The sequence below is a fragment of the Nonlabens sp. genome (genome assembly GCF_051251825.1).
GTDB lineage: Bacteria > Bacteroidota > Bacteroidia > Flavobacteriales > Flavobacteriaceae > Nonlabens.
Genome location: NZ_JBPOGG010000001.1, coordinates 79,996 through 92,494 on the forward strand (window position 1 = coordinate 79,996; position 12,499 = coordinate 92,494).

The following is a 12,499-nucleotide window of genomic DNA, read 5'->3' on the forward strand; positions in this document are numbered from 1 at the left end:
TTTGAAAAATTTATTAGTCGTAGGTCCTTTTCCATTACCTATAACAGGCGTAAGCTTAGGAACTCAAATAGTTTATGATGAGTTTTATAAAAAACCAGAATACAAGGTTCAAAAAGTAAACACCAGCTACTCAAAATTTGATGAAAAAATTGGAGAATTAAGTTTTCACAAGGTATTTTTTTATCTAAGGCTTCAAATATATTTTTTCAAAGTTTTCAAAAATGATATCATCTATATTACTATAGGTCAGTCATTTTATGGTGTTATTAAATATGCACTTTATATTCTTGCTGCCCATGTTTCTGGCAAACAGTTGGTTATTCATATCCATGGTAATTTTTTAGGGAGGAATTATAGAGAGAACTTAACTGGTGTAAAAAAGAAGATTTTTCGTTATTTAATGTCTAAACCTGATAAAGGAATAGTTTCATCAGATTCTTTAAAACCTAACTTTACTTCTTTTCTACCAGATCATAAAATTTATAGTCTTAAGAATTTTATCATTGATGAATTATTTGTTCCTGACGATGTGATTAGTGACAAAGACTATGACACCATTAAAATAGTATATTTAAGTAATTTGATGCTTGAAAAAGGAATTTTTGAGTTGCTTGAGGCATTAGTTATTCTTGAAGAAAAAGGAATAAAATATGAGGCTCGTATCGCAGGAAACATAGCTCCAGAAAATAAAGATCGAGTACTGTCACTTTTTAATAAACTTAATCATGCAACGTATATAGGAACTGTTAACGTCGTTGAAAAAAAGGATTTATTAATTTGGTCTAACATTTTTATACTACCAACATTTTACACCATGGAGGCGCAACCATTTGCCATCTTAGAATCTATGGCAACAGGTAATATGGTAATTACAACACCTCATGCAGGCATACCAGATATTTTTGAAGAAAATTTAAATGGATTATATGTTGAAAAAAATAGTATAGAAAGCCTAGTTTCTACTATTGAGCACATTGCTCAAAATAAAAACCTTATAAAAAAATATGGCTTACATAATGTAGAAGAAGCAAGATCAAAATATAGAATTCCTAATTTCATTTCTGAATTAGAACAAATATTTAATAAGTAAGTATTTAGATAAATTACATGAATTTTAAAACTATTTTTTCGTACTTAAATCTAGTCAACACATTGTGCATTAGACTATAGAAAAATATAGAGTTTCCCATTTTGTAAATAACCTGCTCGATGTGATCAACTCATAGTCATCTTAGAAATAATTACCTTGCAATCATAACACAACAACTTTGAAAAACTACCAGCAACTTGATCAGTTTGAATTACCGCCTAACTTCCGTGGGCGAGGTGCTGTTACTGTGCAATTATGGTGGTTAGTGCAGAGTACACTATTTGCCTGGTCGCCACAATTCATGTATGGCTGGCGCAGGTTTTTGTTGCGTTCTTTTGGAGCAAAAATTGGTAAAAACGTCATCATAAGACCTACGGTAAGAACACAATTCCCATGGAAAGTATCTATAGGTGATCACAGCTGGATAGGTGACGACGTAGTGTTGTATAGCCTAGGAGAAATAGAAATAGGCAATCATGTGGTGATTTCTCAAAAATCATACATCTGTACAGGAACACATGATCCACAAGCGATAAAGTTTGATATCTACGGACATAAAATCACCATTGAAGACCAGTGCTGGATTGCGACTGACGTTTATGTCGCTCCAGGAATAACCATAGGTCGTGGTACATTAATAGGTGCACGCAGTAGTGTTTATAAAAATTTACCAGCTGGAAAAATATGTTTAGGAAGTCCTGCACAAGTAATAAAGGACCGCTAGTTGAATGCTACCAATATCCTAATTCAATTCCTCTTTGATATCTAAGCAAACCTAAAAGTTCGTAGCCTATGGAATTAAAATGAACGCCATTTGAAATTAAGGATTGTGGAGCATATCCATTATTCATTCCATTTAAATCTTCGGCCGTAGGATAGGTTCCATTATCGGGTAATAAACCATAATCTATAGCATCATAGATAGCTTGAGTGGACATATATTCCTTTAAATCTATATGCTTGTCACCATATTTTTCACGAATAGGTTGAACTAACTCAGTCGTTCCATTGATGTGTGAAGTGATAATAATTACATTTTCATCTCCTTTGTGCTCTACAAATAAATCAATCTGATTTAGAAAATCCATTGGTGTGCTGTAATCACCATTTTGACCTATAAATATTGTAGCTATTCCTTGAGTTTCTTTAGATAGAGAAGTGTTTATTATTGAATTAGGCTGTGTAACGTATTCAGAGCTGCTAGAATCAGTTCTACCTATGTAGTAGTTACCATGTCGTCTTATAAGTTTACACTTAATACCATCTACATAACATGGATTAATTCCACCATTACCTTTAATTAATGGAGAAACAATTGAGTCGTTATAAACACTGAATAGTCCCGATGGGATTTTAACAAAAAATCCACTTCTGGGTAGTTTAATGGATTCTTTCATATACATAGGAATTCCACCTTGGCGTGCACCTATGGTAAGCGTGTTTTCACCACCTACGCCCATATTTTTAACCAACCATTGATTGCCTAAAAGTTGAGATGTAACGCTGGACATAGTTGTTCCATTTCCGCCAGCACCTGCTGTTAATGAATCTCCTATATCTATTAAAATATTTCCTTCAGGTCTATCCACTTCCATCACCTCATCAGTACAACTTATACTGAGAATTATAAGGAATAGATATACAGGAAGTTTAAACTTTTTAAAAATCATTTTATAAAATCAAAAAATTTCAAAGAGGAAATTTTAATCAAATATATAATAATGTAATGTGTAAAAAGGCTACACAGAATTATGAACTAAATTTGCAGGAGATATCATCTGTTTTAGAGCTGTTAATCAAAAAATATTTTGAAAGGAAAACACATCACATTCATAGGACTTAACTACGCACCTGAGGACACTGCCATAGGTTTGTACTCTACCCAAATGGTAGAAGCTCTTGTAAATGCTGGAGCCACAGTAAATGTCGTTACAGCTTTTCCTTATTATCCACAATGGAAAATAGCACCAGAGTATCAGGATCAACCTAACTATCTTCAAGAAGAACATAAAGGAGCAAAACTATATCGTTACAAACAGTACGTTCCAGAAACTCCTACTTTCTTGAAACGCATCATTCACATTTTGAGTTTTACTAAAGGAAGTTTTTTCAATCTTAGAAAGATTGACAATTCAGACTTAGTCATCTCAGTAATTCCGTTTACGGCCAGTTCATGGCTTGCAGGATATCATGCAAGAAGTCACAAGGCAAAAAGCTGGATTCACATTCAGGATTTTGAATTTGACGCAGCATTACAGTCCGGATTATCCAGTGGTGGGAAAAAGTTCATTTTCAAGTTCCTTTTTGGTCTTGAAAAGCGCATTTTAAATAAGGCAAATGTGATAAGCACCATAAGCCACAACATGATTGCAAAGCTGGAATCTAAAACCAACCAGCCTAACTATTACTTGCCTAACTGGATCGATGAGAATCAAGTGAATCCAGCAACTGCAACTCAACATGACTATTTAAAAACAAGTAAATTCAAATTGCTTTACAGTGGAAATGTAGGTGATAAGCAGGATTGGGATTATTTTTCTGCTTTCGCGAAAGCGTTACCTCAAGAACATTACGACATCATCATCGTAGGTGCTGGAGCAAAATACCAGCAGTTAAAGGATACTACAAACCAAGAAAATATACACTTTTACGATCCAGTTCCTTTTGAAGAACTCTCAGACCTATTGTGTAGTGCAAGTGCGCATTTCCTCTTTCAAAAAACTGAAGTGCTAGACACCGTGATGCCTTCTAAATTATTAGGAATGATGGCTAGTGAGAAACCTTCACTAGTATTAGGAAACGCAAAAAGTGAAGTGAAACAAGTCATGGAACTTGCAAATGCAGGTCTTTATTTTTCCACACCAGACGTAGAAATGGCAGTCGATCAATTGGAAAAATGGCGATTGAATCCAGAGGAAACTATTAAAATAGGAAAGGACGCAAGGCGTTACGTTACATCTCATTTTGCACGCAAACCTATTCTCGATGCTTGGGTAAACGAATTGAGTAAATTACTGGACCTTTAGAGCATAGAGCTAACCGCTCATTTTCCCTATATTTACCACTCAAACCTTGACACTGTTTACATGAGCAAAAGAATTCTTATCACTGGCGCGGCTGGATTTTTAGGGTCACACCTTTGTGATCGATTTATTAAAGAAGGATATCGCGTGGTAGCCATGGATAACCTCATTACAGGAGATCTTAAAAATATTGAACACCTTTTCCCGCTAGAAGATTTTGAATTTTATCACCATGATGTGAGTAATTATGTTCATGTAGCTGGAGAACTGGATTATATCTTGCATTTTGCCAGTCCAGCGAGTCCTATAGATTACTTAAAAATTCCTATTCAAACTTTAAAAGTAGGTTCACTAGGAACACATAATTTACTCGGTCTTGCCAAAGCTAAAAATGCACGCATACTTATCGCATCTACTAGTGAGATTTATGGAGATCCTTTAGTGCATCCACAAGATGAATCTTACTACGGAAATGTAAATACCATAGGACCACGTGGAGTTTATGACGAGGCAAAACGTTTTCAAGAATCCATGACTATGGCATATCATCGATTCCATGGATTAGAAACTCGCATAGTGCGTATTTTTAATACTTATGGACCTAGAATGCGATTGAATGATGGTCGTGTGATTCCGGCTTTTATGGGACAAGCGTTGCGTGGAGAAGACATCACTGTTTTTGGCGATGGAAAACAAACACGTTCTTTTTGTTATGTAGATGATCAAGTAGAAGGAATCTATAGATTGCTATTGAGTGATTACAGTGATCCCGTAAACATTGGTAATCCACATGAGATTACTATAGGAGATTTTGCTCAAGAAATTATAGAACTTACAGGAACAGATCAAAAGGTCATCTATAAAGAATTACCACAAGACGATCCATTAAAACGTAAGCCAGACATCTCACTAGCAAAGAAAATCCTAGACTGGGAACCACAAGTTTCTCGTGAAGAAGGAATGCGTATAACCTTTGATTACTTTAAAACCTTATCTCAAGAAGATTTAGAAAAGCGTGAGCACAAAGACTTTGCAAAACATATCAGACGATAGTATATCCTATCGTGATGGTCGCTACTCGGGACTGATTAGACCACTTCTGTATCTCACAGATTTGAGTTTGATCATTACTGGTGCGGCATATTTTTTTGAAAAAGGTTTTGACCTACTCACTTTTGGAATATTCATTGGGATTTGCTGGATCATCGTTTCTATGCAATTTGGTTTTTATCAAATTCATCGCAATACCAAATTCACGACCTTGTTATTACGCATTGCTAAACAAACGGTGTTTTTTGGGTTTATAGTTTTTGCGTTTTTCGGATATTACCTTGAATTGAGTAAAGACTCTATTTTCATTTTTAAGTATATAGGAGCAGTAATGGCGCTCATAGCGACCATTAAGATCAGCATCTTTTTTCTCTTGAGAAATTATCGTAAAGTATTAGGTGGAAACGTAAGACATATTGCTATTCTAGGAGAAAATAAAGACACTCAACAGCTCAAAAACTTCTTTGCAAAACGTCCAGACTACGGTTACCAACTTAAAAACCTATTTGATATAAATGAATCTTTTGACATTCAAGAGTTTACAGATTGGGTACTTGAAAATAACATAGACGAGATTTTTTGCTCCGTTCAAGAATTGACTAATGAGCAATTACTAGAACTCACAGATTTTGCAGATAATAACCTGCGTACCTTAAAATTCCTTCCAGATACCACAGCTGTATTATCTAAACAGTTGCATTATGAATACTATGGAACCACACCTATTTTATCGTTAAGACAAATTCCTCTAGATGATCCAGTAAATAAACTAGCAAAACGTGCTTTTGATATTATCTTTTCATTGCTAGTCATCGTATTTGTACTTTCTTGGTTGATTCCTATTGTGGCGATAGTTATAAAACTAGAGTCCAAAGGAGCTGTGTTTTTCAAGCAAAAACGCAACGGACTCGATTACAAGGAGTTTACTTGTTATAAATTTCGCTCTATGGTGCCTAATAAAACTGCCCATTTACATCAGGTGACACGTGGAGATCATCGCATTACTAAAATCGGGAAGTTCCTGCGCAAAACCAGCATCGATGAATTACCACAATTTTTCAATGTATTTCTAGGCGACATGAGTGTAGTAGGACCACGACCACATATGGTAAGTCACACACACATGTATGCAGAGCGTATCGATAAATTTATGGTGCGCCACTTTGTGAAACCAGGAATTACTGGACTAGCTCAAGTAAGCGGTTATCGCGGTGAGGTAGAGACTGAAGAAGATATTATAGGTCGAGTACGCAACGATATATTTTACATTGAAAACTGGAGCACCGTTATGGATTTAAAAATCATTTTTAAGACCATCGCAAACGTATTTATGGGTGAAGAAAAAGCCTATTAGATGGAGCTCGTAACCGTCATCATGCCTACATATAATAGTGCTGCGACACTTAAGCAAGCACTAGATAGCATCACAAATCAAACTTACAGACCCATAGAAATCATTACTATTGATGATGCAAGTGATGATGATAGTCACGCTATTGCGAAAGCATATGCTCAACAACATACCACTCAAGACCTTCAGTTCGTTACGCTAAGTAATAATGAGAACGCTGGCGCAGGAATCACAAGAAATAAAGGAGTTGAACACGCCACAGGAACCTACATCGCATTCCTAGATGCAGACGATTTGTGGAAACCGCATAAGCTCACCACTCAAATCAACGCTATGAAATCTCACAATGCTACCGTATGTTATGGAGCTTATGAGATTTTTAAAACCACTCCAAAGCAACCTATTGCTATTCATAACATTTCTAAAAAGCTTACTTATGATAAACTTCATAAAGCAAACTACTTAGGAAACCTCACAGGAATTTATAATGCTGAGGTTTTAGGAAAAGTAGCCATTCCTTCATTACGCAAAAGACAAGATTGGGCCATGTGGTTAGACGTTCTTAAAAAAGCAAACCACGCCATAGGAATTCAAGAGCCGCTTGCTAGTTATAGATTAAGCGATGGCTTATCTGCAAATAAAATGGAGTTGATTAAACACAACTATGCAGTGTATAGAAAACACTTAGGCTACTCTGCGATTAAAAGTTGTTGGAATATGTTGTTGTTCTTTTATGAGCAGTTTTTAGTAAAGAAGTCCATGATCGAAAAACTCTAGTGATAATGACTAATAAGACTCGATTATTTTTAAAAATAATCATTCCTATATTCTTGCTTTCTGCTGGTATTTACCTTTTAGAAATTGAATACAATAGGTTTACTGAAAATTTAATTATTTTATATTATCCTATATCCTTTGGGTTAGTAGTCGGATTAGTTAATAATAAAAACCACCGTTATAATTACTGGTTCAACACATTTCTAAGCTTGGTAATAGCTGCACTTATATTCTTTACGGTCTTTTTAATTCCTTATTTGATAGATCAATTACAAGATTATATAAGACAAAGTGATGAGTATTATCGTTTCGGTTTTTCAAAAGAAGATTTACTCTTTATATCTGCTTTTTACGTTGCGCCAATTCTAGTTTTTCTGGGTTATGGTCTTATATTTAAAATAAGAAGAAACATTGCTTTTCTAGGAATCGTAATTATGACGATTTTCTGTATGTTTTTAATTAAAAACAATATTATTGGAAACCAAAGAATTGAGTTTTTAGAAGAAGGAAGTAATTCATTTAGATTTCTTCATCCCTATGTGTTATGGCAATTAGTGATGGTTTTTGGATTACAAATAACAATTCATCAAAAGGAATTGATTGAAATTATTCTTGGTAAAAAAGAATAGATATCTTAGAAATTGAAAAACCGTTTTCCGCCTACTGCCCAACAACCTAGGAACCCAAAAACCCAATACCTATAAATCTTCACAAACAAACTGCTTCAACTTCCCACGACTGCTGCGGTCTAGAGAGTCTAAACGAGTAAAAACAACTTCAAGTCCTGATTCTAGATATTCATCCATTGCATTTTGAACTTTGGACTTTTGAGAAGCGTCCATTTCTGTTTTACTTACATATTGAATTTCAAAAAGTGCTGGGTCTTTTTGAATGACTATAAATTCTAGAATATTTATATCTTCATTGACAATAGATTTAGTGACATAATAAAAAGTCAATCCAGGAACGACTTTACCACTGGGCAATCGCGCTATATCGCTGGTACGACCTTGCAGATTTTCTAAAACTCTTGTACCATTTTCTAGCGTTTTTAAACTGCCTAAATCACCTATCTCATAACGAATCATAGGATGCGCTAGATTGAACAAATCAGTGACTAGAATACGGCCTATCGTGCCGTCTGGAACAGGTTGATTCTTGTCATCTACTATTTCTATAAATAGATTCTGTTGATTCAACACAAACTCACCTTGCACATTTTCCATGGCAATTAATCCTACTTCGCTCGCTCCATATTCATTTACCACAGGAACACCTATCCATTTTTCTAGGAGTTCACGATCATCTGGAAATAACATTTCGCTTGTAACAATGCATAATTTAAGACTCGGACATACAGAAATAAGTGGTTGATCCAGTTTACGACAGTATTTTGCTAGCAATACTATGCTACTGGTATAACCGTTGAGATAGTCGTATTTGCTTTCGCGAAAGCGTGATACATATTTCTTTAAAATTTCATCATTCAAATTGAAAATAGGAAAGCGCTTGCGATTGCTCACAAAGTCTTTGAGCAATTCTACATACTTAACTTTCCCACTCAACGGAATTCCGTAAAAACGTGCCTGTAAAGAAGTATTGAGGTCTATATTATGCTGACCGTATGCATGATGGAAAGCCGCCCAAGTCATGGCGTGCGCAAATTTATTCTTTGCAAACGTAAAAGGATGACCACTCGAGCCACTGGTTTTGCCTTTAAAAATATTTTTAGAACTATAATTAGCGCTCAATCGCTCTTGAAGTGGTTGCTGTAAATCTTTTTTAGTAAGAACTGGCAGGTTTTCCCAGTCCATAGTGTTGTTCCCTAGCAGTTTCTTGTAGAATGAATTAGTGTTTTTATGATGCCTAACTATAGTGTTTTTGCGATATTCTAAAGTGTTTTCATTCGTTTCTAGTAATTCCTTAAAATGATTTTTGGCTTCCCGGATGTGGAAACCTTGCCATCTTAATATGTTGTCAAAAAGTTGTAGCGGCATTTTAAGTTTTAAAGCAATATTGAGCAAGGTAAAACTTATTTTTGCATTCTTAAACACAACCTATGAACGTTCTTATTCTAGGAAGCGGTGGCCGCGAGCACGCTTTTGCATATTCTTTATCTCAAAGCTCATTACTCACGCAACTTTTTGTAGCTCCAGGTAATGCTGGAACAGCTCAACTAGCGACTAATGTTGCATTAGGTGTGACTGACTTTCCAGCGATTAAAGAATTTGTTCTTGAGAATGATGTTCAAATGGTACTTGTTGGACCAGAAGCACCACTTGTAGAAGGAATCTATGATTACTTTCAGGCAGACGCTGCTTTAAAAAACGTAAATGTCATAGGTCCATCTCAACAAGCTGCAATGCTTGAAGGTTCTAAAGAGTTTGCCAAAGAGTTTATGCAACGCAACAACGTTCCTACTGCAGCTTATCAAAGCTTTACCGCAGCAACTCTCAAGGAAGGAATGGCATTCATCGATTCATTAAAACCACCATACGTTCTTAAAGCAGATGGACTCGCTGGTGGAAAAGGAGTGCTTATCATTGCTGATGCTCAAGAGGCCAAAGAATCTCTTGAAGAAATGCTGGTAGGTGGAAAATTTGGTGCTGCTTCAAATAAAGTGGTGATTGAAGAATTCCTCGACGGAATAGAAATGAGCGTTTTTGTACTTACAGATGGCGATTCATATAAAATCATGCCTACTGCCAAAGATTACAAACGCATAGGTGAAGGCGACACAGGACTGAACACTGGTGGAATGGGAGCGGTTTCTCCGGTACCATTTGCAGATGATGCTTTAATGCGCAACATCGAGCAAAATGTAGTAATTCCCACGATCAACGGATTCAAAAAAGAGAATCTGGTTTATAAAGGATTTGTCTTTATAGGTTTAATGATTGTAGATAATGAGCCACTCGTTATTGAATATAACGTGCGTATGGGTGACCCAGAAACCGAAGCGGTTCTTCCTCGTATTTCTAGTGATTTATTAAGTCATTTAAACGCGTTTGCCACTTCTTCATTGAGTAAAGAAAATTTAGTTATTGATTCTCGCAGTGCAACTACAGTAATGTGTGTAGCTGGTGGCTATCCAGAGGCTTATGATAAAGGAATGGAAATTACAGGTCTAGAAACTGTTGAAGACAGCATAGTTTTCCACGCAGGAACTACGGTTAAAGATGGAAAAGTAGTTACTAGTGGAGGACGAGTGATGACGGTAACATCATTTGGTAATGATTTCAATGAAGCGCTAAAAAAATCCTATCATAATGTAGAGAAACTACACTTTGATAGGATGTATTATAGAAGTGATATAGGGTTTGACCTATAAGACTTGGAATTTATTTTTGGTCCTTTCCTAAGAAAGAATGTGCTGTTTGTGTGTGATCTTCTTCACCATTTGCTTCAAAAATGCGTAATTGCTTGATCCAGTAAGCTAGGGCTACTATAAGAACTATAATACACAACCATGAAACTGTATTAGCAAGCCACCAGTTATCTTGTTCTAATATAGCGAGTTGCTTAAATGGCCATAATAATATCTCTTCAAAAAAGTACGCGATTCCTTCAAAAAATTCTTTCATTGCTGTAAATTGCTTAATCCAGTTGCAAAAATAGTCAAAAAAATATATGCTTTCTACTTTTTTTAGTACTTCTAAGCCCATTCATTATTTGATGGTCTTTATCATGGTAGTAATAGCGATTATTTCTGCGCAGTGGTGGAATGTAAATATCACCTGGTGGGAACTAAGTGGCGTTCTCATTCTATCTGCGAGTTTAGCTGTTTTTGAATTCGTAGTTTCTAAGAATGATATCACACCATCATCCAGTTACGCGTTATGGGTAACAGCAGTTTTATCATTGTTATATCTCACGTTCAATGTAACGCTTAGTCCTATTATAGCGCTGTTTTTCATAATGTTAGCTCTACGCAGGCTACTCAGTCTCAAGACCGATCATTCAACGATTAAAAAAATATTTGATGCCACTTTCTGGATAGCGATAGCTACGATATTTTATCATTGGAGCGCGTTATTTTACTTAGTAGTATATGTTGCTATATTTTTATATGCACGTAATGATTTTAGACATTGGGTAACACCATTGATCGCCATGGGATGTGTGTGGTTCTTGTTATTTACATATGACTACGTCTGGGAAAATCAGGTTGTAAATACACTTATGGACTCATATCAAATCACTTATTTATGGAGTAATGATTTTATTGAAAGCCAACAAGTAATTCTATTAATTCTGGTGGCAATTGCGGTGTTAGGATTACTCATTTATCTTTCTAAACTTATTGATATTCAGCAAAGTGTGCGACCTCGATTTACTATTATCACATTTACAGGTTTGTGCGCGATGACCATTGCAATTCTTGATTTTGACTCTTTTGCAAGCGGTGGTTTTCTATTACTTATCGCAGCTTTGGGAATATTAATTGCACGACTTGCACATTCTGTGAATCATAGAGTATTTGTAGAATTACTGCTTTGGTTTCCTATTTTGTTGTTGATCAGTAGTTTCTTGCTGCGTTAATTTACAATGGACATTATCCCAAAGAAACTTATATTTGTACTTCAAAATTATAAACTATGTTTACAGATAAGGCCAATGCTATTTTTCAAAAAGTAATCGATGTTTACCACGTTGAAAATACAGTGGACCAATCTTTTGAAAACCCTTACGACCGCACCACGCATCTTATCGAGCACCTTTTATATCGCAAGTGCTGGATAGATACTGTACAGTGGCATTATGAAGATATTATTCGCGATCCTAATATTGACCCAGTAGCTGCACTGACATTAAAGCGTCAAATCGATGCGAGTAATCAAGATCGTACAGATATGGTAGAGTACGTAGATAGTTACTTTTTAGAAAAATATGCAGACGTTACCGTTAAGGATAACGCAACCATTAATACTGAAAGTCCAGCATGGGCAGTAGATAGACTATCTATTCTTGCATTGAAAGTATATCACATGGAAGAAGAAGCAACACGTACTGACGCTTCTCAAGATCACATTAATGCTTGCCAAAAAAAATTAGATATTCTTCTAGAGCAGCGCATTGATTTATCTACAGCGCTCGACCAGTTGCTTGAAGATATCGCACACGGCCGCAAATACATGAAAGTGTATAAGCAAATGAAGATGTACAACGACGACGAGCTCAATCCTGTATTGAGAGCACGCAAGTAAT

Annotated in this window: 13 protein-coding genes; 10 read left to right on the plus strand and 3 right to left on the minus strand. The window is 35.7% G+C overall.

Going from position 1 to position 12,499, the window contains the following annotated elements:
• The first annotated feature begins 1 nt into the window (after nt 1).
• A complete protein-coding gene (locus ACSHWW_RS00375) occupies nt 2-1,090 on the plus strand; it encodes a glycosyltransferase family 4 protein (protein WP_435680417.1) in 1,089 nt (362 codons plus the stop codon).
• A gap of 178 nt (nt 1,091-1,268) precedes the next feature.
• Complete coding sequence (locus ACSHWW_RS00380; protein ID WP_435680418.1) at nt 1,269-1,814, plus strand: putative colanic acid biosynthesis acetyltransferase; 546 nt, start codon at nt 1,269-1,271, stop codon at nt 1,812-1,814.
• A gap of 7 nt (nt 1,815-1,821) precedes the next feature.
• Here ACSHWW_RS00380 and ACSHWW_RS00385 read toward each other — a convergent pair whose 3' ends face one another.
• On the minus strand, nt 1,822-2,760 hold the full coding sequence (locus ACSHWW_RS00385) for a hypothetical protein (RefSeq protein WP_435680419.1): 939 nt from the start codon (nt 2,758-2,760) through the stop codon (nt 1,822-1,824).
• Nucleotides 2,761-2,898: 138 nt separating this feature from the next.
• Between ACSHWW_RS00385 and ACSHWW_RS00390 the strand changes: the two genes are divergently transcribed.
• The 5 genes from ACSHWW_RS00390 to ACSHWW_RS00410 are packed head-to-tail and all read left to right on the plus strand — an operon-like array spanning nt 2,899 to nt 7,920.
• A complete protein-coding gene (locus ACSHWW_RS00390) occupies nt 2,899-4,116 on the plus strand; it encodes a WcaI family glycosyltransferase (protein ID WP_435680420.1) in 1,218 nt (405 codons plus the stop codon).
• 60 nt (nt 4,117-4,176) lie between these two features.
• On the plus strand, nt 4,177-5,166 hold the full coding sequence (locus ACSHWW_RS00395; RefSeq protein ID WP_435680421.1) for a UDP-glucuronic acid decarboxylase family protein: 990 nt from the start codon (nt 4,177-4,179) through the stop codon (nt 5,164-5,166).
• Complete coding sequence (locus ACSHWW_RS00400; protein WP_435680422.1) at nt 5,129-6,517, plus strand: undecaprenyl-phosphate glucose phosphotransferase; 1,389 nt, start codon at nt 5,129-5,131, stop codon at nt 6,515-6,517. Before ACSHWW_RS00395 ends, ACSHWW_RS00400 begins: the two co-directional genes overlap by 38 nt.
• Nucleotides 6,518-7,291, plus strand: a complete 774-nt coding sequence (locus ACSHWW_RS00405; RefSeq protein WP_435680423.1) for a glycosyltransferase family 2 protein — start codon at nt 6,518-6,520, stop codon at nt 7,289-7,291. It begins immediately after the preceding gene.
• Between the two features lie 5 nt (nt 7,292-7,296).
• The gene (locus ACSHWW_RS00410; protein ID WP_435680424.1) at nt 7,297-7,920 is read left to right on the plus strand and encodes a hypothetical protein; all 624 of its coding nucleotides are present in this window, start codon (nt 7,297-7,299) and stop codon (nt 7,918-7,920) included.
• A 69-nt stretch (nt 7,921-7,989) separates the two neighbouring features.
• On the opposite strand, the gene ACSHWW_RS00415 is transcribed toward ACSHWW_RS00410, so the two are convergent.
• Complete coding sequence (locus tag ACSHWW_RS00415; RefSeq protein ID WP_435680425.1) at nt 7,990-9,288, minus strand: phenylacetate--CoA ligase family protein; 1,299 nt, start codon at nt 9,286-9,288, stop codon at nt 7,990-7,992.
• A 62-nt stretch (nt 9,289-9,350) separates the two neighbouring features.
• On the opposite strand from ACSHWW_RS00415, the gene purD reads away from it, so the two are divergent.
• Nucleotides 9,351-10,622 (plus strand): phosphoribosylamine--glycine ligase, encoded by a 1,272-nt coding sequence (purD, locus tag ACSHWW_RS00420; protein WP_435680426.1) that lies wholly within the window; start codon nt 9,351-9,353, stop codon nt 10,620-10,622.
• A gap of 10 nt (nt 10,623-10,632) precedes the next feature.
• On the opposite strand, the gene ACSHWW_RS00425 is transcribed toward purD, so the two are convergent.
• Nucleotides 10,633-10,875, minus strand: a complete 243-nt coding sequence (locus ACSHWW_RS00425; RefSeq protein WP_435680427.1) for a DUF6341 family protein — start codon at nt 10,873-10,875, stop codon at nt 10,633-10,635.
• Between the two features lie 46 nt (nt 10,876-10,921).
• On the opposite strand from ACSHWW_RS00425, the gene ACSHWW_RS00430 reads away from it, so the two are divergent.
• Nucleotides 10,922-11,833 carry a hypothetical protein gene (locus ACSHWW_RS00430; protein ID WP_435680428.1) on the plus strand — a complete coding sequence of 304 codons (912 nt, stop codon included), beginning with the start codon at nt 10,922-10,924 and terminating at the stop codon, nt 11,831-11,833.
• A gap of 56 nt (nt 11,834-11,889) precedes the next feature.
• A complete protein-coding gene (locus tag ACSHWW_RS00435) occupies nt 11,890-12,498 on the plus strand; it encodes a DUF4254 domain-containing protein (RefSeq protein WP_435680429.1) in 609 nt (202 codons plus the stop codon).
• Nucleotide 12,499: the final 1 nt, after the last annotated feature.